General features: G+C 67.2%; 18 protein-coding genes and 1 tRNA gene. 14 read left to right on the top strand and 5 right to left on the bottom strand.

Going from position 1 to position 23,579, the window contains the following annotated elements; all coding sequences use genetic code 11:
- Positions 1–4: 4 nt before the first annotated feature.
- Both F8O09_RS08020 and F8O09_RS08025 read left to right on the top strand, forming a co-directional pair.
- Entirely contained in the window at positions 5–1,978 is a 1,974-nt protein-coding gene (locus F8O09_RS08020) for an esterase-like activity of phytase family protein (RefSeq protein WP_158054795.1), read from the top strand.
- A gap of 92 nt (positions 1,979–2,070) precedes the next feature.
- A complete protein-coding gene (locus F8O09_RS08025) occupies positions 2,071–3,567 on the top strand; it encodes an HNH endonuclease signature motif containing protein (protein ID WP_158054797.1) in 1,497 nt (498 codons plus the stop codon).
- 96 nt (positions 3,568–3,663) lie between these two features.
- Here the strand turns inward: F8O09_RS08025 and F8O09_RS08030 are convergent, their stop codons facing one another.
- The gene (locus F8O09_RS08030) at positions 3,664–5,883 is read right to left on the bottom strand and encodes a M3 family metallopeptidase (protein ID WP_158054799.1); all 2,220 of its coding nucleotides are present in this window, start codon (positions 5,881–5,883) and stop codon (positions 3,664–3,666) included.
- Between the two features lie 91 nt (positions 5,884–5,974).
- The gene (locus tag F8O09_RS08035; RefSeq protein ID WP_412973585.1) at positions 5,975–8,113 is read right to left on the bottom strand and encodes a DEAD/DEAH box helicase; all 2,139 of its coding nucleotides are present in this window, start codon (positions 8,111–8,113) and stop codon (positions 5,975–5,977) included.
- A gap of 469 nt (positions 8,114–8,582) precedes the next feature.
- On the opposite strand from F8O09_RS08035, the gene F8O09_RS08040 reads away from it, so the two are divergent.
- Positions 8,583–9,149 carry an HdeD family acid-resistance protein gene (locus tag F8O09_RS08040; protein ID WP_158054801.1) on the top strand — a complete coding sequence of 189 codons (567 nt, stop codon included), beginning with the start codon at positions 8,583–8,585 and terminating at the stop codon, positions 9,147–9,149.
- A 94-nt stretch (positions 9,150–9,243) separates the two neighbouring features.
- On the opposite strand, the gene F8O09_RS08045 is transcribed toward F8O09_RS08040, so the two are convergent.
- The 3 genes from F8O09_RS08045 to F8O09_RS08055 all read right to left on the bottom strand — a co-directional run bounded on the left by F8O09_RS08045 (position 9,244) and on the right by F8O09_RS08055 (position 12,820).
- Positions 9,244–9,317, bottom strand: a tRNA-Pro gene (locus tag F8O09_RS08045).
- A gap of 123 nt (positions 9,318–9,440) precedes the next feature.
- A complete protein-coding gene (locus F8O09_RS08050; protein WP_158055013.1) occupies positions 9,441–10,433 on the bottom strand; it encodes a metallophosphoesterase in 993 nt (330 codons plus the stop codon).
- Positions 10,433–12,820: a penicillin-binding protein gene (locus F8O09_RS08055; protein ID WP_158054803.1), complete on the bottom strand. Its 2,388-nt coding sequence runs from the start codon at positions 12,818–12,820 to the stop codon at positions 10,433–10,435. The genes F8O09_RS08050 and F8O09_RS08055 overlap by 1 nt, the downstream gene beginning before the upstream one ends.
- Before the next feature lie 40 nt (positions 12,821–12,860).
- Between F8O09_RS08055 and F8O09_RS08060 the strand changes: the two genes are divergently transcribed.
- The 11 genes from F8O09_RS08060 (at position 12,861) to F8O09_RS08110 (ending at position 23,497) form a co-directional block, all read left to right on the top strand.
- A complete protein-coding gene (locus F8O09_RS08060) occupies positions 12,861–13,022 on the top strand; it encodes a DUF4177 domain-containing protein (RefSeq protein ID WP_158030276.1) in 162 nt (53 codons plus the stop codon).
- The gene (locus F8O09_RS08065; protein ID WP_158030275.1) at positions 13,019–13,492 is read left to right on the top strand and encodes a RidA family protein; all 474 of its coding nucleotides are present in this window, start codon (positions 13,019–13,021) and stop codon (positions 13,490–13,492) included. The genes F8O09_RS08060 and F8O09_RS08065 overlap by 4 nt, the downstream gene beginning before the upstream one ends.
- 137 nt (positions 13,493–13,629) lie before the next feature.
- A complete protein-coding gene (locus tag F8O09_RS08070; RefSeq protein WP_225732947.1) occupies positions 13,630–14,751 on the top strand; it encodes a TadA family conjugal transfer-associated ATPase in 1,122 nt (373 codons plus the stop codon).
- Positions 14,748–15,716 (top strand): type II secretion system F family protein, encoded by a 969-nt coding sequence (locus F8O09_RS08075; protein WP_158054806.1) that lies wholly within the window; start codon positions 14,748–14,750, stop codon positions 15,714–15,716. Before F8O09_RS08070 ends, F8O09_RS08075 begins: the two co-directional genes overlap by 4 nt.
- 118 nt (positions 15,717–15,834) lie before the next feature.
- Positions 15,835–16,152, top strand: a complete 318-nt coding sequence (locus F8O09_RS08080; protein WP_158030273.1) for a DUF4244 domain-containing protein — start codon at positions 15,835–15,837, stop codon at positions 16,150–16,152.
- 22 nt (positions 16,153–16,174) lie between these two features.
- On the top strand, positions 16,175–16,567 hold the full coding sequence (locus F8O09_RS08085) for a TadE family type IV pilus minor pilin (RefSeq protein WP_225732948.1): 393 nt from the start codon (positions 16,175–16,177) through the stop codon (positions 16,565–16,567).
- A gap of 121 nt (positions 16,568–16,688) precedes the next feature.
- The gene (locus tag F8O09_RS08090; protein ID WP_158030271.1) at positions 16,689–17,030 is read left to right on the top strand and encodes a hypothetical protein; all 342 of its coding nucleotides are present in this window, start codon (positions 16,689–16,691) and stop codon (positions 17,028–17,030) included.
- 199 nt (positions 17,031–17,229) lie between these two features.
- Complete coding sequence (gene topA / locus F8O09_RS08095; protein ID WP_158054810.1) at positions 17,230–20,040, top strand: type I DNA topoisomerase; 2,811 nt, start codon at positions 17,230–17,232, stop codon at positions 20,038–20,040.
- The gene (gene tmk, locus F8O09_RS08100; RefSeq protein ID WP_158054812.1) at positions 20,037–20,738 is read left to right on the top strand and encodes a dTMP kinase; all 702 of its coding nucleotides are present in this window, start codon (positions 20,037–20,039) and stop codon (positions 20,736–20,738) included. The genes topA and tmk overlap by 4 nt, the downstream gene beginning before the upstream one ends.
- Before the next feature lie 9 nt (positions 20,739–20,747).
- Positions 20,748–21,917, top strand: coding sequence for a DNA polymerase III subunit delta' (locus F8O09_RS08105; protein ID WP_158037114.1), 1,170 nt, complete (start codon positions 20,748–20,750; stop codon positions 21,915–21,917).
- Positions 21,914–23,497: an alpha/beta hydrolase gene (locus F8O09_RS08110; RefSeq protein ID WP_158054813.1), complete on the top strand. Its 1,584-nt coding sequence runs from the start codon at positions 21,914–21,916 to the stop codon at positions 23,495–23,497. The genes F8O09_RS08105 and F8O09_RS08110 overlap by 4 nt, the downstream gene beginning before the upstream one ends.
- Positions 23,498–23,579: the final 82 nt, after the last annotated feature.

Genomic DNA, 23,579 nt, shown 5'->3' on the forward strand with positions numbered 1-23,579 from the left:
CAGAGTGCTGAACATCGATCTTCATCCCGATCTCACGTTGGTCGTCTCGGAGGTGCGTGACGGCACCATGAAAGCCGCAGCTCCCGGTGCGAACGGCGACGACGCCCAGACATGGGCTGAGGCACGGCGAAACCGACGTGCACTGCTGCGTCAGGCCGGTCTCGACCCCGAGCGCGCGGCCTACGTGCGCATCTCCTACGATCGATCCGACTTCTGCGAGTATCGCGAGGTCGACGAGGCGACTGCCGACGGCGCGGGCGACGAACGAGACGCGACCCGCCACGAGACGATCAGCGCTCGGTTCGCGGATGACGCGCCCATCGCCTGCGACGCGCTCGCCACCGGGCTGCCAGGCACACCGCTGCTGCTGCCGGTCGCCGATTGTATGCCGGTCGTGGCATATGACCCTGAGCATGAGGTGGTCGCGCTGACGCATCTCGGTCGTCACAGCGTCGAACAGCTGGGCGGGCAGCGCACGGTCGAGTGGATGCAGCGGCGGTTCCGCAGCGACCCTGCTCAGCTGGTCGTGTGGCTGGGGCCGTCGCCGAACGGTCAGAGCTACCCGCTGCATGCGCTGGGTGATCGGTCGTTCGCCGAAGTGGTGCCGCAGCAGCTGCGCGATGCCGGGGTGAAGCGGCGCCATATCGTCGCGAGCGGCATCGACACGGTGAGCGATGCGCGGTTCTTCTCGCACAGCGAGTTTCTGGCCGGGCGGCAGCCGGTGGACGGACGCTATGCGGTGGCCGTCGCGCTGCACGGCAGGTCGGCGTCCGGGAGCATCGAGGCCGGGCAGTCGGGGCAGGCCGGGCAGCTTGGGCGATCCGGGCAGGCTGCGGACGGTGCGTCAGAGGTCTCTCAGCCGCCGGCTGCCGAGCCGCACCGGGTCACGACCGTCGTCGCCGACGGGCTTGTCGAGGAGGGCGTGATCAGGGCGGGGGAGTGCACGGCGCTCAGCGGTCTCTCGGCCGACCCGGCGCATCCCGGGCTGCTCTATGCGGTGAACGACGACTCGGTCGGACTCACCCGTGTGTTCACGCTCGACGCGACCAAGACGCCGGTCGAGGCCGTCGCGGCGCTGACCGTGACGCAGGCTGACGGGTCGCCGGCGCATCTTGACGTCGAGGGCGTCTTCGCACGGCCGCAGGGCGGGTTCTGGCTGGCCGACGAGGGCGCGACCGGGCCGGGCAACGCCGTGCACAGAGTCGATGCCGAGGGGCGCATCCGTGCGACGGTGCGTCTGCCCGAGGCGGTCTCGCGTCACATGGGCAAATGGGGGTTCGAGGGGGTCACGGCGTTCACCGACCCACGTGGTCAGGAGTGGCTGTTCGTCGTGATTCAGCGGCCGCTCTGGAAAGCCCCGGCGGCGAAGCCTCGTGAGGTGGGCGTCGACGGCCCCGACGTGATCCGCATCGGCTGCCTTCGTGTGGATGCTGCGCTGGGCGGCACATGCGGCGCGGGTGATGACGCCGACGGCGTGGGCGATGACGGTGGCGTGAGCGATGAGAGAGGTTCGTCGGATGCCGCATGGAGCTGGCACGGCTACGGCCTCGACCCGGCGTCGGATCGCAAGAACGACTGGGTCGGAGTCTCTGAGATATCGGTTGCCATGGTCACCGGTGAGGGTGGGTTCGCCGACGACCTCGGCTGTCGTGTCACGCTGGTGCTCGCCGAACGCGATAAGCAAGAAGGCGACCGTGCGCGCACGAAACGCATCTATGCGGTCGATCTGGAGCATCCGGGGCAGGTGACGACCGACAGCGCCGGCAGTCTGGTGCCGATCACCGTGCCGGTGACGAAGCGGCTCGTGGCCGATCTGCTGCCGTGGCTGCGCGAACCGGGCGGACAGGTGCAGGAGAAGCTCGAGGGCGTCACAGTCGATGCTCGCGGGCGGCTCTTCGCGCTGACCGACAACGCAGGCGACAGCCATGCGCCCTGCGCGACGGTGTTCGTCGATCTGGGTGTGCGCGACTTTGGCTGACCGCGACTGTGGCTGAGCGTGGCTTTGGCGTGTAGGGCAGGGCTCGGCACGGGTGGTGCCGCAATGTCGGTGGGTGCTGTCAGACTCTGACCATGCACACGAGAAGCCAGATTCCCAGCGCAGCGGCACTTGCCGATCTGGTTGAGTCTGCGTGCTCGGGGCAGCGCGACCTTTTCGCCGCCGAAGGCAGGCAGGCCGCCGAGCTCGTCGCCGTGCACGCTGCGTCAGTCGATGCGGCGCGGCAGCATCGGGTCGACCCTGGAGTCTACTTGCGCGGAGTCTACGCAGACATCGGTATACGCCTGGGCTGGTCTGAGCGCACGGTATCGCGGCTCATGAATCTGGCCGAGAGCCTGCAGCGTCAGCTGCCCGACACCCTCGACGCCTGGCAACGAGGCGCTCTCGGGCGTCAGCACGCCGAGGTGTTCAATGCCGAGCTCGGCGGCCTCGATGAAGACCGGCGCCGTGAGATCGAGCAGGTGCTGTTGCAGCGCATGGTCGATCGGCCGATGCCTCCGGCGCGACTGCGCGAGCTGGCTCGACGCCTGGCGGAGACGTTCGAGCGTGAGACCATGGCCGAGCGTCATCGTGCTGCCCGGGAAGAGCGCTTCGTGATGATCGAGCCCGACCGCGACGGCATGGCCTGGCTGAGCGTGCGTCTGCCTGCGGTAGATGCCGTGGCCGCCTACCAGCGCACTCGCGCGATCGCCCGTGGTCTGCATGCGGCGGCCACGGCGACGCAGCAGGGCGATCTGACGCAGGACGCGCCCACGGTCGACCGGCGCACATTCTCGCAGCTGCACGCCGATGTGGTGCGCGACCTGCTGGTACACGGCACCTGTAGCGCCCAGGCATCCGAAGGCGGTTCCGTCGCTCTGGGCACTGCAGGCCGGGATGCCAGCGGTGCGAACCGAGACTCCGACAGTCCGGTTCGAGACTCTGCCAGAGCCCACGACCTGCCGAGGCTGGGCGGGGGCGTGCGCGCACAGGTACAGGTGGTCGTTCCGGTCGATCTGCTGATCGACGAGATCGCCGGCCACCCCGTCATCAGCTCGGGCGCGACGGCTGAGCTGCGCGGCTACGGTGCGATCGACCCGGTGACCGCACTCGAACTCGCCGCTTCCGCAGATGGCTTGGGCCGCATCCTCACTGACCCGGCCACCGGGCAGGTGCTCGAAGTCGGGCGCAGTGTCTATCGGCCGCCGGCAGCGCTCGCAAGGTTCGTGCGCGAGCGTGACCAGACCTGCCGATTCCCGGGGTGTGCTGTGCCGGCGCAGAACTGCGAGATTGATCACACGCTCGACTGGCAGTGGGGCGGGCCGACCGATGCGAGCAACCTGGCGTGTCTGTGCCGGCGACATCATGTGATGAAGCATCATTCCAGCTGGAGCGTGATGCACGTCAATGACGATGCCGACCTGCTGTGGACGAGCCCGACCGGCGCAGTCCACCAGACCTTCGCGCCGTGCACCGGGCCCATTCGAAACGGTCCGGGCTTCGAGACGCCGCCTCAAGACATCGATGTCGAGAGCCTGGTCGATCTCGACCCGCCCGACCTGCCTGATGACGGTGATCCGGTGCCGTTTTAGAGCGGGTTCTGGGCGTGTCTCTGAAGTCGAGCTGAACGCGGCTGAGAAGCGAGGCTCCTGAACGGCAGCCAGATGCGCTCCAGTATCAGCGACACCTCAGTCCGCGACGTTCGCAGTGAGACCGCGACGTTTCAGCAGCGGCTCGATTGCGGCATCCGCTCCACGGAACTCGACATAGGTCTTCTTCGTATCCTGGCTGCCGCCCCGAGTGAGCAGCTCCCGGCGGTAGTGCTCCCCGGCTGCTCTCGACAGGCCACCGTGTTCGTTGAACCAGTCTTCGGTGTCGGCGTCGAGCACCTCGCTCCAGATGTAGGAGTAGTACCCGGCCGAGTAGCCGCCCGAGAAGATGTGCTGAAAGAAGCTCGTGCGGTAGCGAGGCAGCACGAGGCTCGAAGCCAGTCCCCGCTGCAGCAGCGCCTGCTGTTCGAAACGGGCCACGATCTCGCCTTCTGACGTTGAGTCGACGCCGTCGTCAGCCTCTGCTGCGGGCTCGACCAGTGCATCCGCCTCAGCGGCCGACAGCGAGTGCCATGCCAAGTCGATGACCGAGGCCTGCAGATACTCTGTGGTCTCGTAGCCCTGGTTGAACGTGCTGGCCGCCTTCAGACGGTCGATCAGCTCCTGCGGAATCACCTCGCCGGTGCGAACGTGCTTCGCGTAGTGCGGCAGCACCGCAGGATGCAGTGCCCACGTCTCGTTGAACTGGCTCGGCAGCTCGACGAAGTCACGCGGCACGTTGGTGCCCGAGAACTGCGGGTAGCGCACGTCGCTCAGCAGCCCGTGCAGCCCGTGCCCGAACTCGTGGAAGAGCGTGTGCACCTCGTCGAGCGTCAGCAGCGTCGGCTCGCCCGCCGGCGGCTTCACCAGATTCAGCACGTTCACCACGATCGCACGCTCGTCCAGCAGTCGTGACTGGTCGACGAACGAGCTCATCCATGCGCCGCCGCGTTTGGTCGGTCGGGCATAGAGATCGAGCAGGAAGAGGCCGACCGCCTCGCGCTGCGCAGCCTCGCCGGCTTCAGCGACGGGCGTGCGCGAGACCTCGAACACACGAACGTCAGGGTGATAGCCGTGCAGGTCGGGCCGCTCTTCGAGATGCACGCCGTACAGCTGCTCGGCCGCGTAGAACACGCCGTCGCGCAGTACCCGCTCCACCTCGAAGTACTCGCTCAGGGCCTCGGCGTCGATGTCGAACTCTCGTTTTCGACGCAGCTCGGTGTAGTACGGCCAATCCCACGGCTGAAGCGTGAACCCCACGCCTCGCTCGGCAGACGCGGGCTCGGCGGCACCGTTCGCCTCGTCTCTCTCGCCCTCTTCGTCGATCAGCTTCTGCAGCTCACGTGCTTCGTCCCGGGCGTTCGCCATCGCGGCCGGAGCAAGCCGCTGCAGCAGGGTGTCGGCCGCCTCCAGGCTGCCCGCGGTCTCGTCGGCGAGCACGTACTCGGCATGATTCGCATAGCCGAGCAGCTCGGCACGATGTGCCCTGAGCTGAGCGATGCGCACCGCGATCGCCCGCGTGTCGTTGGGGCCGCCATGCGCGCCGCGTTCGAGAGAGGCCCGCAGAATGCGCTCACGCGTCGCACGCACCGTGAGCTTCGACAGCCATGGATGCCCGCTCGGCAGCACGAGGGCCACCATGTGCTTGCCGTGGTAGCCCGCCTCGTCGGCGGCGGCGGATGCCGCGGCCAGCTCCGTCGCATTCAGGCCGTCGAGCTCGGCCGGGTCATCGAACACCACGCCGAGTGCATTGGAATCGTCGAGCAGCCTCGCGCCGAAGCGCGTGCTCAGCGTCGAGAGCTCGGTGTTGATCTCGCGCAGACGCTGTTGCGCCGCTGGCTCCAACGCCGCACCCGCACGCACGAACCCGAGATGTGTGCGCTCGACCAGCCAGCGCGATTCGGCATCCAACGTCAGCTCGTCGCGCTGATCGTAGACCGTCTGCACCCGCTCGAAGAGACGCGGGTTCAGCGAAATCGCGTCGTAGTGCTCGCTGAGCACGCCCGAGATGCGCTCTTCGAGTTCGAGCAGCGCCGGGGTGCCGTCGGTGCTCGTCAGGTTGAAGAACACCGAGAGCACCCGGTCGAGAGCCCGCCCGCTGCGCTCGAGCGCCACGATCGTGTTCTCGAACGTCGCAGGTTCGTCGCTGTCGACGATGTGCACGATCTCGCGGTCGTGCTGCACGAGCGCGTCGGCGATCGCCGGCTCGTAGTCGTCTTCCCCGATCGTGGCGAAGTCGGGCAGTCCATAGGGAAGCCCGGTGTGCAGCAGACGCAGTGAGAGCAGATCAGACGAAGGATGCGATGCGTGCGAAGTCATGCGGCCAGCGTACCGCGCCGGGCGGGTAGAGAAGTCCCGCCCGGCGTTCGGCAGCCGTCACCGGGTCTGCATGATCAGCGGGTCTGACGGGCTACCAGGTCTGGTTGCCGTCGCCCTTCGGGCCGCCCTTGTGCCCGTCTCGGCGGTCGCTCTTGTATGCCGGGCGGTAGCTCTTGCCCTTGCCGCCGTGGCCGTTGTCCCGGCTGTCGCGGGCGGCGCGGTCGTCAGCCGTCCAGCGACGCTTGGGCCCGCTGTGACCGTCGCGCCTGAAGTCGCCCTCGCCGCGGTTGTCGCGATGCTCATGTCGGCCGCCGTTGTCGCGGTTGTCACGTCGGTTGTCACGGTTCCAGTCCCGACGACCGCCGTCATGCCGGTCGTCACGGTTCCAGCCTCCGCGGCCTCCGTCACGTCGGTCGTCTCGATTCCAGCTGCCGCGACCTCCGCGCCGCTCGCCGTCCTGGCGGTCATCACGTCGGTTGTCGAAACGGTCGCCGTCGCGCCGGTTCCCCTTGTACCCGCCGCGGTCATTGCGGTCGTTCCGATCGTTCCGGTCGTTGCGCCAGCCTCCGCGTCCTCCGCGGTCGTTGCGATCACCGCGACCGTTTCGGTCGCCACGCTCGCTGCGATCGCCACGGTACCCACCGCGGTTGTCGTGCCCGCCCTGGTAGCCTCCGCGACCGCCCTTGTTGTAGCCGCCCTTGTTGTAGCCACCCTGGCGGTCGTCGCGGTTGCGGTGCGGCACGGCCTCAAGATGATCGCGCTCGGGATCGAGCAGCAGCGGTCGATCGCCCTGGGCGACCAGAGCCAGCGCCGCGGCGACGTCGGCCTCGGGCACGTCGTTGTGACGCACATAGTGGTCGATCACATCGCGCAGTTCGCTGATCTCAGATTCACGTTCGAGGGCCTCGGTGATGCCGTCGTCGAAGCGGCTCAGCCGCGACTCGTTGACCTCGTCGACGCTCGGCAGCGACATGCGGTCCATCTTCTGACGAGTGGTGCGCTCGATCTGCTCCTGCAGACGGCGCTCGCGCGGGGTGATGAAGCTGATCGCAGCCCCCGTGCGCCCGGCGCGCCCGGTGCGCCCGATGCGGTGCACGTACGACTCCGGGTCGCTCGGGATGTCGTAGTTGATCACGTGTGTGATGCGTTCGACGTCCAGCCCGCGAGCGGCGACGTCGGTGGCGACGAGCACGTCGATCTGGCCGTTCTTGAGCTGCTCGACGGTGCGCTCACGCTGCGCCTGCGGAACGTCGCCGTTGATCGCGGCGGCCGAGAAGCCGCGTGCGCGCAGCCGCTCGCTGACCGTCTCTGTGTCGCCGCGGGTGCGCACGAACACGATCACGCCGTCGCTGCCCTCGACCTCGAGCACTCGTGCGAGCACGTCGAGCTTCTGACGGCCGGCCACCACGAGAAAACGCTGCGACACATTGGTGTTGGTCTGCGTCTTGGTCTTGACCGTGATCTCTGCCGGGTCATGCAGGTGCGTCTTGGCGAGACGACGGATCTGCTGCGGCATGGTCGCCGAGAACAGTGCGATCTGTCGGGTGTCGGGGGTGCTGGCGAGAATCGTCTCGACGTCGTCGACGAAGCCCATCTGCAGCATCTCGTCGGCCTCGTCGAGCACGAGCATGCGCAGCTGCGACAGGTCGAGGGTGCCGCGCTTCATGTGGTCCATGATGCGTCCCGGGGTGCCGACGACGATGTGCACGCCCTTGCGCAGCGCTGAGAGCTGCATGCCGTAGGCCTGGCCGCCGTAGACCGGCAGAATGCGCACGCCGGGCATCTTCTGCGCGAACCGCTCGACGGCCTCGCAGACCTGGAGCGCCAGCTCGCGGGTCGGCGCGAGCACCAGCGCCTGGGGCGCGTTCACCTGCGGGTCGACGGATGCCAGCATCGGAAGTGCGTAGGCCGCGGTCTTGCCGGTGCCGGTCTGGGCCTGGCCGACGACGTCGCGTCCGGCGAGCAGAGTCGGAATGGTGGCCGACTGGATCGGAGAGGGGGTCTCGTAGCCGATGGCGTCGAGCGCATCGAGCAGCGGCTTGGGCAGCCCGAGATCGGCGAACGCGTTGCCCGTCGTCTCGTCGGCGTCGGTCTTGGCCTCAGCCTGAGTCTCAGCTTTGGTCTCGGCCTGAGCGCTCTCTGCGGAAGTCGAATTTTCTGCTGGTGCAGCGGTCTCGGTGGCAGGCTCAGCAGACTCGGACTCAGCAGGGCGTTCGGAAGGGGTGTTCACAGGGGTGTGCTCCTCAGCTGCCGGCGTGTGCTCGGCAGCGGTGTCGATGGCAGCTGACGCGTCGCTCGCGTCAGCAGATGGTGCAGAAGAAGATGAAGAAGATGTGGGAGAAGACGAAGAACCAGCGGCAGAATCAGAAGTCACCAACTGATCGTAGTCGCTGGCAGGGTGTCGCGTCCACAGCGCAGGGTAGTCCTCTGCCACGACACATGCTATCAGCATCCTCTGGCGTTCGTCGCTGTGAAGGCTCTCTCTGCTTCTTTCGCGTCCAGGGTGATGGGGTCGGATGGTCCCGGGTGGTGGAACGGAGGGCGGCGGGGCGTGGTGGGTTCCCAAGTATTGACCAGCTGATAAGCAAGCCTTCGACAGCGGCTTCACTGACCCTAGACTGGAAGTCGGACATCACGCGCCGGCGAGTGCACAGGGAACCTCCCGAGCTGCAGGCTGGTGCGACGTTGAGAGGAACCTCATGTCAAACAGCATCGATTCAGATCTCGTCAAGAAGGGCATCGGGTCGATTCGCACCGCACTCGGCATCAGCGGCGTGCTGACACTGCTCGCCGGTATCGCCATCACGTTCTGGCCAGGGCGCAGCGCCGAGCTCGCCGTCGCGATCGTCGCGATCTACACGATCATCGGCGGTCTCGTCTATGGCGCGATCTCGATCTTCGGCAAGCTGCAGTCGGGCTGGGGGCGGGTCGGCGACATCCTGCTGGCCGTGTTCATGATCGTCATCGGCATCGTAGCGTTCGCGAACCTCGGCTCGGCCGCTGCGGCCTTCGGCATCGTGCTGGGCATTCTCGTCGGCATCGCCTGGTTCGTCGAGGGCATCGTGGCCCTCGCCTTCGTCGGAGACTCCGACTCGAAGGCCTGGAGCATCATCTTCGCCGTGCTCAGCATCATCGCGGGCATCACGCTGCTCTTCTCACCGCTGTGGGGCGCCGCCGTGCTCTGGCTGCTGCTGGGCGTCTCGGCGATCATCCTCGGCGTCGCGCAGATCATCCGCGCGTTCCAGTTCGGCAAGTCGCTGCGCTGAGCGCATGCCTGCGCGGACAGCGCAGGAGGCCCCTGAACATGCGGCATGAAAGAAGCCCCCGAGAAGATCGTGAGACCTTCTCGGGGGCTTTCTGTCGGGGTAGCGGGATTTGAACCCACGACCTCCTCGTCCCGAACGAGGCGCGCTACCAAGCTGCGCTATACCCCGTCGCTGAGAATCAGCGGCAACTGCTATAGCTTAGTCCATTCTGAGGCGCAGTTTCAATGTGTGGTCGTCGCCGTGCGGAACGAGTGCGGAACGACAGTGCGTCGCAACGGCAGCAGCCGGAGCTCAGACTGTGGCCGGCGCATCCTCGTCTCGCGCCACCAGAGTGAGAAGCGTGGCCTCGGGGCGGCAGTTGAAACGCACCGGTGCATAGATCGAGGTGCCCAGCCCAGCACTGACGTGCAGCCACGAACTGCGATCGCCGGTCGTCCACTCGTGCAGCCCCTTCACAAAAGGCCGGGGCAGATCGCAGTTGGTGGTCAGCGCGCCGAAGAACGGCACGCACACCTGGCCACCATGCGTATGGCCGGCGAGCATGAGCTCGGCGCCCATCGAGGTGAAGCCGTCGAGCACACGCTGGTAGGGGGCATGCGTCACACCGAGCGTGAGATCGACGTCTGCGGACATGCCGGCGATGCGTCGACGCAGCCCCTCGGGATCATCGTTGCCGAGGTGAGCGTCGCCGGTGCCGACCAAGCCGATCCGGCTGCCGTTCACCGTCAGCTGAGCGGTCTGATTGTTCAGATTGCGCCAGCCGGCTTCGACGAGACGGTGGGTGAGTGCAGCTGTGTCGATATCCGGAGTCTCTCGTCCGACGCGGCTGGAGTGCAGCAGATATGAGAGCGGATTCTTCGGAATCGGTGTGAAGTAGTCGTTCGATCCGTAGACGAAGGCGCCCGGTACGTCCAGCAGCGGCTCCAAGGCATCCAGAATCGCCGGCAATGCCTCCGCATGGCCGTAGTTGTCGCCGGTGTTGATGACCAGATCGGGCTTCAGCGAGGCCAGATCACGGGTCCACGCGACGCGCGCACGCTGCCAAGGCGCCAGATGCAGGTCAGCGACGTGCAGCATCCGCAGAGGCTGACTGCCCTCGGGCAGCACAGGCACCGTGAACTGACGCAGCGCGAAGCTGTTGCGTTCGATCAGCGAGCCGTACGCGAGCGCGCCGATCCCAGCCAGCGCGGCGATGCCGAGCGAGGATGCGAACGTGCGCAGACCCGACAGCCTCGCGTCGTTCTCTGCACTGGGCTCAGACGACCCTGGTGCCGCCGAGCCCATCACTGTGCTGATGGGCTCGGCGAGGCACCCGCCCCGTCTGCGGGAGCGTTCGACGCGCCCTCCTTGCCAGAGCTGAGGTAGATGGTCACCAGCGCCCCGGCGTCGGCCGGGCCGCCGCCAGCGGGATCAGTGGCCACGACCTGGCCTGCAGGCACGGAATCGGAGGGTCGACGCTCAGGCGAGATGGCCACTTGGAAGCCGGCGTCTTCGAGCTGCTGCTGCGCCTCTTCGGGCGTCTTGCCGGTCACATCGGGCATATCGGTGCTGCGGAAGGTCAGCGAGGTGTCATCGGGAGCCGGGAACGATGCCGCGCCCGGGTACCTGCTGTGCACGCCTCGCTGGATGTCCTTCCACATGGAGTAACGGACGTTCCAACCGGCCACGCCTTTGATGCGGTAGTACCGGAGGTCGGCCTTGTTGTTGGTCGTGCCGGTGTTGCCGATCCAGGTCGCCTGCACCGTCGAAGTGGTGTAGCCGACCAGCCAGGTCTGATGGTAGCTGTCGGTCGAACCGGTCTTGCCTGCGACCGCCGAGCCGTCGCCGGGGTTCGCCTGACCGGCAGTGCCGTCGCGATCGAACACGCCCTGCAGTGCTGAGGTCGCAGTGCGGGCGACCGTCGGCGTCACTGCTTCGGAGCACTGCGACGACGGGGTCGGGCGCTCGCTGCCGTTGTTGCCGTCGACGACGCTCAGAATCGCCTTGGGCGTGCAGTACTTGCCGTCGTTCGAGATGCCGGCGTAGGCGCCTGCGATCTGGATCGGTGCGATGGTGTTCGCCGAACCGCCGATGATGCTGGTCGGCACGTGGTCAAGGTCTTTGCCGTTGGCCGACTTCGTGATGCCGAACGAGGCCGCGGTGTCTTTGATGTCGCAGAGGTCGAGCTGTTGCGCCATCGCGGCGAAACCGGTGTTCACCGAGTTCTTCGTCGCATAGCGCACGTCGAACGACGAGGGCATGTTCGGCACAGCGTTGTCGAGCTGCCAGGTGCCGACATAGCCGCCGGGCTGGCATCGATCGGGAAAGTCCTTCTGCCGCAGTGTGGCCGGTGCGGGTGCGTTCAGCCGCTCATTGAGCGAATGGCCCTGTTTCAGCCAGTCGAGCAGAGTGAACACCTTGTATGTCGAACCGGGCTGGAAGCCGGATGAGCCGCCCTCGTCTTTCGTGGTGCTGTAGTTGATCGCGGTTCGGCTGGTGTCGCCAGAGGAGTCATCCGTCTGCGAGAAGGTGCGGTTCTGCGCCATGGCCAGCACATTGCTGGTCCCGACCTGCAGAATCGTCGTGGCCGCGCCGATCTTGTCGTTGCGGTTGATGTTCTTGTCGATGGCTGCCTGGGTGTCGTCCTGCAGCCCGAGGTCGATGCTGGTGTGAATCTGCAGGCCTCCGCGGCGCAGCAGGGCCGTGCGGTCTTCGGGCGTGTCGCCGTACGCAGAGTCGTTGCGAATCAGGTTCACGACGTAGTCGCAGAAGTAGCTTGCGTTGTGGGTGGCCGCCTCACAGCCTCGAGGCTGCTGGGTGATATGCGGCTCGATCGGGGTGGCGATCGCCGCATCGGCGGTCGGCTGGTCGATGTAGCCGTGTTCGACCATGCGGTTCAGCACGAGATCACGGCGGGCCTTGGCGCGGTCGAGGTTCTCAGGCGCGTCGACACGGTAGGCGTTGGGCGAGGGAAAGACGCTGACGAGCTGAGCGGCCTCAGGCAGCGTCAGATCTGAAGCGTTCTTGCCGTAGTAGTACTGAGCTGCTGCGCCGATGCCGTAGACGTTGCCACCGAACGAGGCATAGTTCAGATAGCTGGTGAGAATCTGCTCTTTCGAGTAGTTCTGCTCGAGGCCGATCGCATAGCGCATCTCGAGCAGCTTGCGCGAGGCGCTCTCTTCACGCGCCTCGTTGATGGCCGACTCGTCGTTCTCCCATTCAGCCGCCTCGATGCGCAGGTTGCGCACCAGCTGCATGGTGATCGTCGAAGCGCCGGACTGAGTCGAGCCGCTCGACTGGTTCTGCAGCATGGCACGGGCGACGGCGGCGAAGTCCACGCCGCCGTGGTCGTAGAAGCGCGGGTCTTCGATCGAGACCACCGCATTCTTCGCGAGCTCAGGCATCTGATCTGCGGTCAGCGGGATGCGGTTCTTCTCGTAGAACGTGGCGAAGGCCACGTCTTGGCCGTTGAGCTTGCCATACAGGGTCGACGGGCTCTGCAGCTCGACGTTGGCGAGTGAGGCGGGCAGGGTTTTGGCGATGTTGACCGCGTCGGCGCCGAACACGCTGGCGATGGCCAGAGCAGGTGTCGACATGCCGACTGCGACGAGGCCGAGTGCGGCGGACGCGGCGATGAACCGCACGATCGCGCGGCTGGAACGTCGCCGGTTTGCGGGCAGGTGAGAAGACATAGGCTAGATGCTACGCGATTATCCTATGAATGGAGCAGCCATGGTCAAGTGGGAATACTTCACCGCCCCTCTCATCATCCACAACACCCAGCAGATTCTCAACAACTTCGGATCCGAGGGGTGGGAGCTGGTCCAGATCGTCGAGGGGCCCACCGGCGGCCTCGTCGGCTACTTCAAGCGACCCATCGAGGAGCAGGCATGACTTTCACCAGCAGGCTGAACGAGCTGGGCATCACCCTTCCTGCGGTCGCAGCCCCGGTGGCCGACTACGTGCCGGCGCTGCGCATAGGCAGCCTGGTGCACACGTCAGGGCAGCTGCCCTTCATCGACGGCGAGCTGCCGGCCATCGGCAAGGTCGGCGTCGGCGAGGGCCTGGTACCGCCTGAAGAGGCGAAGACCCTGGCGCGCACGGCGGGTCTGAACGCGATCGCTGCGGCGGCGGATGCTGCGGGCGGCATCGACCGCATTGCTCGCGTCGTGAAGGTGGTCGGCTTCGTCTCGTCTGCGCCCGATTTCACCGGTCAGCCCGGCGTGATCAACGGCGTCAGCGAGCTGCTCGGCGAGGTCTTCGGCGAGGCCGGAGCACATGCGCGCAGCGCCGTCGGCGTCGCCGTGCTGCCGCTCGACTCCCCGGTCGAGGTCGAGATCACGGTTGAGCTCGTCGCCGACTGATCTCTGCCGGCTGGTCTTGATCTGCGCAGACTGATCCGTGCCGACTGATCTGCGCACAGACTGTTTCATGCCATGAAGCTGTGCACAGGTCGCATTCGTCTGTCGCGCACGCGGTCAGACCGCTGCACGATGGGCGCATGCCGCACAGACACCGCGTCTCTCTCAATGCCACAGCAGCACGTGGGCCGATGACGGAACTCGCGACCACCGCGCCCCCGTCGCCTTCGCCGACGCCGCCGGCCGCATCCGCCGCCTGCGATGCCGAGACGCTCGGCGCGTTCGGCCCACTGCGCACGCTGATCACCCGCGCCGGAGTGACCGACGTGCTCGTCACCGCGCCCGATGAGATCTGGATCGATCGGGGCAAGGGCGTCGAGCGAGTGCCGCTGCGTCTCAGCGGGCAGCGTCAGCTGCGGGCGCTCGCGGTCTCGCTCATCGCCGCGGGAGGGCGGCATCTCGACGATGCCACGCCCTTCGTCGACGTGCGGTTGGGCGAGCTGCGTGTGCACGCGGTGCTGCCGCCCGTGGCGGTCGGCGGCGTCCAGCTCTCGGTGCGTGTGCCCCAGCGAGGGCTGCACGACTTCGGCTCGCTGCTTGGTACAGGCATGATCGTCGCCGGGCACGAAAGGCTGCTGCGCGACGCCATCGACTCGGGTGCGAACCTGCTCATCACGGGAGCGACCGCCACCGGCAAGACGACGCTGCTGCGGGCGCTGCTGCAGCTGGTCGAGCCTGATCAGCGCATCATCTGTGTCGAAGACGTCGCCGAGCTCGATGTGCGGCACCCGCACGTGGTGCAGCTCGAGACGCGGCAGCCCAATGCCGACGGTCTCGGCGCAGTCGGCCTCGACGTCCTGCTGCGCCAGGCTCTGCGCATGCGTCCCGACCGCATCGTCGTCGGTGAGTGTCGCGGGCCCGAGCTGATGCTGCTGATGACCGCGCTGAACACGGGGCATCGAGGTGGGGCGGGCACACTGCATGCCAACTCGGTCGCCGACGTGCCGGCTCGGCTCGAGGCGCTGGCGCTGATGTCCGGCGTCAGCGAACGAGCCTTGGCACGTCAGGCGGCCAGTGCCTTCGACCTCGTCTTGCACCTCGGACGCAGTGCCGGCATACGCCGCCTCGAACAGGTCGGTCGCCTCGAAGTCGACGCCGACGGACTGCTCGTCGCACGGGTCCTGACTGTCGATTCTGAACATCCGAGCGTTCACGGGCCCCCACAGGCCACCGACCGCATCACGCACGCACCGAGCCGATGACCGAGTCGCTCGGCAGTACGGCCGAGGCGCTCAGCGCGCTTTCTGCTCTCGTCGATGCGGGGGTCGCCCCGCAGCGAGCGCTCGAACTCGTGGCCGACGGCGTCGGCGGTCTCGACGGCGAAGTGCTCGCCGAGGCCCTGCCCAGAGTCCGGCAGCATGGCGCCTCGGCGTCGCTGCTCGATGCGGCGGCGCGGCTGTCCTATGCGCCACGCCGGTTCGGCGAGCAGCGCGGCAGAGCGCTGCAGCAGTCGGTTCGCAGCTGGCGCCGCATCGCGGCCGTCTGGGGCATTGCCGAACGAGCCGGGGCTCCGCTGGCCGATGCGCTGCGGCGCATGTCCGGCATGCTCGAACAGCTTGAGCGCATCGAGACTGAGTCCCGCATCGTCGCGTCCGGTCCGACGTCCACAGCGCGTCTGCTGCAGGCGATGCCGTTGGTCGGCGTGCTGCTGGGGGCGCTGCTCGGCGTCGATTCGCTCGGAGTGCTCTTCGGCACGCCGTTCGGGTGGGGCTGCCTCGTCGTGGCGCTGGTGCTGATGCTGGTGGGCGCTCGCTGGCAGAAGAAGATGCTCGCTTCGCTGCAGCCGCCCGACGACTCTGACGGCATGCTGCTGTTAATGGTGTCGCTGGGGGTTCGGGCGGGGCACGCCGCCGACAGCGCGATCGACCTGAGCGAGCGGATGCTGACTCGCGCCGGTCTTGACGCCGACCGAGACGACGAGCGCGCGAGGCTCGATCGTCTGGTCGCACTCTGGCAGCGCTCCGGCGTGCCGCTGTTGGGGCTGCTCGACGGTCAGCTCGACGACGTGGCACGCATGCGTGCGGCCGCATTGCGAGTGCGTGCCGCCCGGCTCGAGACGCTGCTGCTGTTGCCCCTGGGCGTCTGTTCGCTGCCGGCCTTCATCGTGGTCACCGTGTTGCCGATGATCGCGTCGATTCTGTTCTCCACATTCGTCGATCTGCGCTGATCTGTGCACAGCGGTCACATATCCCAGCTCTCTCTCCTCGGCCTCCGCGACGCTGGAAGCGCAGCCGGGTTCATCCCTGACGCAGCAAAGAAAAGCACATCGAAGAAAAGAGGACACCATGTCGACGATCACCACAGTGACTGACCCCTCAGAGCCACATGGCCGCCGAGCTCTGCGCGCGGTCGCCAGCGCGCTGCTGCTGCGCGTCTCGCTGGCCGTCACCGACGTCGCGGCCGCTGCGGCTGCGCTGGCGCTGCAGCGTCTGAACGAGCTCAGGGCGCGACCACAGGAAAGCGGAGCCGCCACTGCGGAGTACGCCATTGCGATGCTCGCCGCTGTGGGCTTCGCAGGCGTGCTCGTGGTCATTCTGCGCGGCGACGAAGTGCGCGGGGTGCTCACCAACCTTGTGCGCAATGCGCTCAACGCGGCGCCTTAGAACGGCACCCGAGAATATGACTGTGCGCAGCACCGAGGCCGAGCGTACTGAAGGCGCCGTCTGCGGTACCGCTTGGGATGCCTGCGAGCGTGAGCGTGGGTCGGCGACCGCAGAACTGGCCGTCGTGCTGCCCGTCGTCGTGCTGGTGCTGGGCCTCGTGCTCGGCACCGGCGCGGCGTCGGCGCGCATCACCACGACCACAGAGGCCGCTGCGGCCGCCGCACGCAGCCTGGGCCGCGGCGAGTCTCAGGCACAGGCGCGCAGCCTCGCCGCACAGGTGCAGCCAGACGCGACGCTGCAGATCTCCGATCAAGGCGATCTGGTCTGTGTGCGCGCGAACTCTGCCCAGCGTCTGCTCGGTGCGCTGCCGCTCGATATCACTCAACGTGTGTGCGTGCCGCGCGAAGGTCGCTGAGGGGCGTTGCGATGCCGCCAGCGCGTGCTGACATGCCGGGTTCCGTCGAACACTCGATTCGCCGCGAGCGCACAGAGTTCCCGGCCCACATGCGACCAGTCGCAGAGAAGAGGAACGAACGGTGACGAACGACTCAGAACGGGGCAGCATGACCGTCGGCATCGTCGTGCTGGTCGCCGCCGTGACGCTGCTGGCTGCGCTGGCAGGCGTCATCGCAGCACAGAGTCAGCACGACCAGGTGCGAGCGGCTGCAGGCATCGCCGCGCTGCAGGCCGCTGACGCACAGCGTGGGCTGATCGCAGACGTCCCGTGCGCACGAGCCGAACGTGTCGCCGTCGCCCACGCGGCGACAGTGGCATCGTGCGGCGAGACTGACCGCGGCATGCTCGTCACACTGACTCGTGACACGCTGCTCGGCCGAGCTGCCGCCACAGCGCATGCCGGCCGCAGCGACGAAGATTAGATACCGAGTGGCTCAGGCGCTGCACGGCTTGTCGCGGGCCTCGTCTTTATCGAGTCGCGGGCGTCGTCTTTGTAGAACCGAGAGTGCTCCCCTATATTGTGGAACGACGAGTCACAACTGACGGAAGACTGAATCTCAAGGTCGCCGGGCGAGCTGTGACCGCAGGAACACCGCTAGTGCGCGGGGTGAGGAATCTCAAGTGGCACATACGAAGAGGCTGGTCATCGTCGAGTCTCCGGCCAAGGCGAAGACCATCGGCAAGTATCTCGGCGAAGACTACACAGTGCTCGCCTCGGTTGGTCACGTGCGTGACCTCATCGAGCCCAAGAACCTTCCGCCAGAGCTGAAGAAAGGCTCGCTCGGCAAGTTCTCGGTCGACGTCGACCACGGGTTCGAGCCGTACTACGAGGTCAGCAGCTCGAAGAAGAAGACCGTCGCCGAGCTGCGCCGAGCGTTGAAAGGTGCCGACGAACTCTATCTCGCAACTGATGAGGACCGCGAAGGGGAGGCCATCGCGTGGCACCTGCTGCAGGTGCTCAAGCCGAAGGTTCCCGTGCGGCGCATGGTGTTCCACGAGATCACCAAAGAGGCGATCACCAAGGCGAAAGAGACCACCCGAGATCTGAACACCGCGCTGGTCGATGCACAGGAGACCCGACGCATCCTCGACCGTCTCTACGGCTACGAGATCTCGCCGGTGCTCTGGCGCAAGGTCGGGCCGGGCCTTTCGGCAGGGCGAGTGCAGTCGGCGGCGACCCGTCTGGTGGTCGACCGTGAGCGCGAGCGCATCGCCTTCCGATCGGCCGAGTACTGGGACGTCGTCGTCGAGGCCAAGGCCGATGAAGACGCGACCGAGTTCGAGGCTCGACTGGTCAGCTACAACGGTGTGAAGATCGCGACGGGGCGAGACTTCAGCGACCGCGGCGAGCTGAAGACCGCTGCGCATGTGCTTACCGGCGACGAGGCCACGGCGCTCGCGACCGCACTCGAATCAGCGCGGCTTGAGGTCGCATCCGTCGAATCGAAGCCGTATCGTCGTCGCCCGGCAGCACCGTTCACCACCTCGACGCTGCAGCAGGAGGCCGCACGAAAGCTGCGCTTCTCGGCGCGACAGACGATGAGCCTGGCGCAGGGGCTGTACGAGAACGGCTACATCACCTATATGCGAACCGACTCGCCGATTCTGTCGCATCAGGCGGTCACCGCTGCCCGGGCGCAGGCGAAGTCGCTCTATGGCGAGAGCTCGGTGCCTGAGAAGCCTCGTGTCTACACCGGCAAGTCGAAGAACGCGCAGGAGGCGCACGAGGCGATCCGTCCGTCGGGCGACCACTTTCGGCTGCCCAGCGATCTGCGCTCGAACCTGCGCGCCGACGAGCTGAAGCTCTACGACCTGATCTGGAAGCGCACCGTCGCCTCGCAGATGGCCGATGCGACCGGTTCGACCGCCACAGCCACGCTGCGCTACGACGGCAAGGGCGTGAAGAGCGAGTTCACCGCCTCGGGCACGGTCATCACGTTCCGCGGCTTTCTCGACGCCTACGAAGAGGGACGCGACGCCGACCGCCACGCGACCGCAGAGCGCGCCGCCAAAGAGCGTCGGCTTCCGGAGCTCGCGCAGGGGCAGTTCGTCTCGGTGATCGAACCCGAGTCGAAGCAGCACGAGACGCTGCCTCCGCCGCGCTACACCGAGGCGAGCCTGGTCAAGACCCTCGAAGAGCTGGGCATCGGGCGCCCGTCGACGTACGCGGCGATCATCTCGACCATCGTCGACCGCGGCTACGTGACGCCCAAGGGGCAGTCACTCGTGCCGACATGGGTCGCGTTCTCAGTGGTGCGTCTGCTCGAGCAGCACTTCACGTCGCTGGTCGACTACGACTTCACCGCAGGCATGGAGGGCGACCTCGACCGTATCGCCGCCGGTCAGGAAGACCGCCGCCACTGGCTCAGCCAGTTCTACTTCGGCGAAGGCGATCACCCCGGCCTGCGCTCGGTCATCGACAACCTGGGCGAGATCGACGCCCGCGGCATCAACTCGACGCCGATCACCGACGCGATCACGCTGCGCATGGGCAAGTTCGGCCCGTATCTCGAGCAGCAGGTCGACGGGGAGGAGACCCCGAAACGGGTGAGCCTGCCTGACGGCCTCGAGCCCGACGAACTCACTGCAGCGAAGGCCGTCGAGATCATGGATCGCCCGAGCGGTGATCGCGAACTCGGTGTGAACCCCGACACCGGGCACACCGTCGTCGTCAAGGCTGGTCGTTTCGGGCCGTACGTCACCGAGACGCTGCCCGAGGGTGAAGAGTGGCCCAAGGGGGTCAAACCGCCGACGGCGTCGCTGTTCCGCAGCATGGAGCCGGCGACGGTCGACCTGGCCACAGCCCTGAAGCTGCTCTCGCTGCCGCGCGTGGTCGGCGAAGTCGACGACGTGCCGGTCGAGGCGCTCAACGGCCGCTACGGGCCGTACCTCAAACACGGCAAAGAGACGCGTTCGCTGCCCGACGAGGATGCGATCTTCTCGATCGACCTCGAGAAGGCGAAAGAGCTGCTCGCTCAGCCGAAGTACGGCGGTCGTCGCGCGGCGGCTCCACCGCTGCGCGAGTTCGACAAGCCCGACCCGGTCAGTGAGAAGCCGATCGTCGTGAAGAACGGCCGTTTCGGGCCGTACGTCACCGACGGTGAGATCAACGCGACCGTACCCAAGGCCGAGAACGCCGAAGAGCTCACGTACGAGCGCGCCGTCGAGCTGCTCGCCATCAAGCGAGAGAAGGGTCCGGCCAAGAAACGCACTCGTAAGGCCCCCGCGAAGAAGGCCCCGGCGAAGAAGGCGACCGCGAAGAAGACGACTGCTCGCAAGACCGCGGCAAAGAAGACCACGGCGGCGAAGACGTCCACAGCCAAGAAGACGGCCACGGCGAAGAAAGCCCCGGCGAAGAAGGCGACAACGGCCAAGACAGCCACGGCAGCGAAGCCCGCGACCGCAGGTGACGGCGAGAGCACCGGCCAGTGACCGAGAAGGCTGAGCGGCATGGCCTCTTCGTCACCATCGAAGGCATCGATGGTGCCGGGAAGTCGACCCAGCTGACCCTGCTGCGAGACTGGCTGACCGCAGCAGGCCATGAAGTCGTCTCGACCTTCGAACCGGGTGCGACGCCGCTCGGCGGCAGCCTGCGAGAGCTGCTGCTGCATACTGAGGGCCCGGTCTCCGAGCGCGCCGAGGCGCTGCTCTACGCCGCCGACCGCGCCCAGCACGTCGATCAGGTGGTGCGGCCGGGTCTCGAACGCGGCGCGGTCGTGATCTCTGACCGGTATCTCGATTCGTCGATCGCCTATCAGGGCGCCGGGCGACGGCTGCTCGCGAACGAGATCCGTGATCTGTCGCTCTGGGCGACCGACGGGCTGCTGCCCGATCTGACCGTGCTGCTCGACCTGCCGATCGCTCAGGCGGCGTCGCGGGTGGATGCCGAGCCCGGCGAACGGGACCGTCTCGAGAGCGAGCGTGCAGACTTCCACCAGCGCGTGCGCAGCGGCTTTCTCGCGTTGGCGGTCGCCGATCCTCAGCGTTTCGAGATCATCGACGCCCGACTGGCGGTCGACGACATCGCCGAGCGCATCCGCCGCGCCGTCATGCAGCGGCTGACAGGGCAGATCGCTGCCGACGACTCTGTCGGCGAACCTGCGAGCCCTGATGTCAGCGGCGAACGCTAGGCTCCACACATGAACGCACCCGCAGCATCCGCATCACTGAGTCGGCGACTCGTCGGCCAGCCGCAGGTCGTCGCCCAGCTCGAGCACACCATCGCGCACGCCGACGACCCCAAAGTGATGACGCACGCCTGGCTGTTCACCGGCCCGCCCGGGTCGGGGCGGTCGGTCGCCGCGCTCGCCTTTGCCGCCGAGCTGCAGGCGATCGGCGCCAGCGATCCCGATCATCAGCGGGTGATGGTCGAGGCGGGCACGCACCCCGATGTGCAGGTGGTGCGCACTGACAAGGTCATTATCAGCATCGACGAGGTGCGCGACATCGTGCGCCAGTCGCAGCTGTCGCCGTCGGTGGGGCGCTGGCGCATCCAGGTCATCGAAGACGCCGACCGCATGAGCGAGCACACCTCGAACGTGCTGCTCAAATCGCTCGAAGAGCCGCCCGACCGCACCGTGTGGATTCTCTGCGCACCGGGCGAGGCCGATCTGCTGCCGACCATCCGCTCGCGCGTGCGCATCGTGCGGCTGGGCACGCCCTCTCCAGACGCCATCGCCGATCTGCTCACGAGCGAGTCGAACGTGAGTCGCGACCTGGCGCTGCTGGCCGCACGCGCCTCGCAGTCGCACATCGGCATGGCGCGGCGTCTGGCCACCGACGCGGCGGCGCGGGAACGGCGGCGCTCATCACTCACCGGCATTCTGAGCATCGACAGTCTCAGCCGTGCCATGGCCGTCTCGCGCCAGCTGCTGCAGATCGCCAAAGACGACGCCACTGCGCTGGTCGGCGACGAAGAGCAGCAGGAACGCGCCAAGCTGATGCGTCAGATGGGGCTTGGCCCCGACGACCGGGTGCCGCCGAAGCTGCGCTCGCAGCTTCGCGAGGCTGAAGACAACTGGAAGCGTCGCTCGAAGCGCGCGCTGGCCGACGGCGTCGACCGGGTGCTCACCGATGCGCAGGCGCTGCTGCGAGACGCGCTGCTGTCGAAGCTGGGCAGCGGGCAGCAGCTGATCAACGGCGACCTGATCGACGAGCTGCAGACCTTCGCACGGCGCTACACCGAGGCTCAGCTGCTGCACGGCATCGACGCCACCGAGCAGGCGAGAGGCCAGCTGGCGCACAACGTCTCGCCGGCCCTCGTGCTCGACGCATATCTGGCGAGTCTCGTTCCGGGGGTGCTGCAGTGAGCGGGGTGGGCCGGTCGGCTCGAACGCGACCGCTGCTGGCCGCGCTCGCCGGTCTCGTTGCGCTGGCGCTCTCTCTTGGCGGATGCGCCCTCGGTCCGGTCGTCTCGGGATCGGACCCGAACTCCGGTGCGGCCGACGACTTCGACCCGACGCAGGGTGTGCCCGCCGAGCTGCAGCAGTTCTACAGCCAGCAGCTCGACTGGTCAGACTGCGGCGACGGCGCAGACTGCGCGGCGCTCACGCTGCCGCTCGACTGGTCGCAGCCGCAGGGCGACACCGTTTCGGTCGCTCTCGCCCGAAAGGCTGCCGACGGCAGCGGGCATCACCGGGCACTGGTGATGAACCCCGGTGGCCCCGGGGCTCCAGCCCTGCAGTACGCCACCGACAAGTCGTACCGCGACTACTTCTTCGGGTCTGCGCTGCAGCGTGAGTTCGACATCGTGACCTTCGACCCGCGAGGCGTCGCAGGCAAGTCCACACCGGTGCGCTGCGTCGATGCGGAGCAGATGGATCACTACCTCTACGACCTGCCGGCCGCGCCGAGAGGCACCTCGGCATACATCGCCGAGTCAGAGGCGAATTCGAAAGCGTTCGGTGCGGCCTGCCAAGCCAATACCGGCCCGCTGCTCGGGCATGTCGACACGGCGAGCGTCGCCCGTGACCTCGACGTGCTCCGCGCTGCCATGGGGCAGCCGCAGCTCGACTACCTCGGCTACTCGTACGGCACGCGGATCGGCGCTGCATACGCCGATCTCTTCCCTGATCGCGTCGGGGCGTTCGTGCTCGATGGGGCCGTCGACCCATCGCTGTCGGCCGAAGACATGCTCGTCGAGCAGGTCGGCGGGTTCGAATCGGCGGCGCGGTCATTCCTGCAGAACTGCGTCTCGAACGCCTCCTGCCCCTTCACCGGCACTGCAGACGAAGCCGCCACACAGCTGGCCGCACTGATCGGCGGGCTCGACCAGCATCCGCTGTCAGCGGCAGACGGCCGTCAGCTGGGCAGTGACACCATGGTGACCGCGATCAGTTCGGCGCTGTACTCGCGCTCGCAGTGGGGCACGCTGGCTCGGGCGATCACCAGCGTGAGTCAGGGCGACGCCCGAGGTGCGATGGCTTTGGCCGACCAGTACAACTCGCGCTCGGCCGACGGCACATACGAAGACAACTCCACCGAAGTGCTCACTGCGGTCAACTGCATCGACCTGCCCGCCGACCAGACCCCAGAAGGCGTGCAGCGGCTGAACGAGCGCATCCGGGCGGCGGGGCCGGTGTTCGGGCAGTTCCAGGCAAATGGCACGGCGATGTGCAGTGGGTGGCCGGTGCCGCCCACGGGAGCGCCGCACAAGGTCAGCGCGACCGGCTCGGCGCCCATCATGGTGATCGGCACGACCGGCGACCCGGCGACGCCGTACGCCTGGGCGCAGTCGCTGGCCGACCAGCTCGACCACGGTTTTCTCGTCACGAACGTGGGTGAGGGGCACACCGCCTACAACAGCATGGCGTCGGCCTGTATCACGCGTGCGGTCGAGCGCTTTCTCGTCGCCGGTGAGCAGCCGGCCGACGGGCTGCGCTGCGAGTAGTGCGCAAGCCGCGCCGCAAGTCGTGCTGCGCGTCGTGCTGCGAATGGTGAATCCGGCTGAACTTCTGGTAGTCTGTTCGGCG

Source organism: Pseudoclavibacter sp. CFCC 11306, assembly GCF_008831235.1.
In the GTDB taxonomy this organism is placed as follows: Bacteria; Actinomycetota; Actinomycetes; order Actinomycetales; family Microbacteriaceae; genus Pseudoclavibacter_A.

What these genes read in the sequence shown, in the direction of transcription:
- F8O09_RS08025 (WP_158054797.1), top strand. Translation starts at nt 2,071, where the DNA reads ATGCACACGAGAAGCCAGATTCCCAGCGCAGCGGCACTTGCCGATCTG.
- F8O09_RS08075 (WP_158054806.1), top strand. Translation starts at nt 14,748, where the DNA reads ATGACCGAGTCGCTCGGCAGTACGGCCGAGGCGCTCAGCGCGCTTTCT.
- F8O09_RS08080 (WP_158030273.1), top strand. Translation starts at nt 15,835, where the DNA reads ATGTCGACGATCACCACAGTGACTGACCCCTCAGAGCCACATGGCCGC.
- F8O09_RS08030 (WP_158054799.1), bottom strand. Translation starts at nt 5,883, where the DNA reads ATGACTTCGCACGCATCGCATCCTTCGTCTGATCTGCTCTCACTGCGT.
- F8O09_RS08060 (WP_158030276.1), top strand. Translation starts at nt 12,861, where the DNA reads ATGGTCAAGTGGGAATACTTCACCGCCCCTCTCATCATCCACAACACC.
- F8O09_RS08105 (WP_158037114.1), top strand. Translation starts at nt 20,748, where the DNA reads ATGAACGCACCCGCAGCATCCGCATCACTGAGTCGGCGACTCGTCGGC.
- F8O09_RS08050 (WP_158055013.1), bottom strand. Translation starts at nt 10,433, where the DNA reads ATGGGCTCGGCGGCACCAGGGTCGTCTGAGCCCAGTGCAGAGAACGAC.
- F8O09_RS08070 (WP_225732947.1), top strand. Translation starts at nt 13,630, where the DNA reads ATGCCGCACAGACACCGCGTCTCTCTCAATGCCACAGCAGCACGTGGG.
- F8O09_RS08040 (WP_158054801.1), top strand. Translation starts at nt 8,583, where the DNA reads ATGTCAAACAGCATCGATTCAGATCTCGTCAAGAAGGGCATCGGGTCG.
- F8O09_RS08065 (WP_158030275.1), top strand. Translation starts at nt 13,019, where the DNA reads ATGACTTTCACCAGCAGGCTGAACGAGCTGGGCATCACCCTTCCTGCG.
- F8O09_RS08055 (WP_158054803.1), bottom strand. Translation starts at nt 12,820, where the DNA reads ATGTCTTCTCACCTGCCCGCAAACCGGCGACGTTCCAGCCGCGCGATC.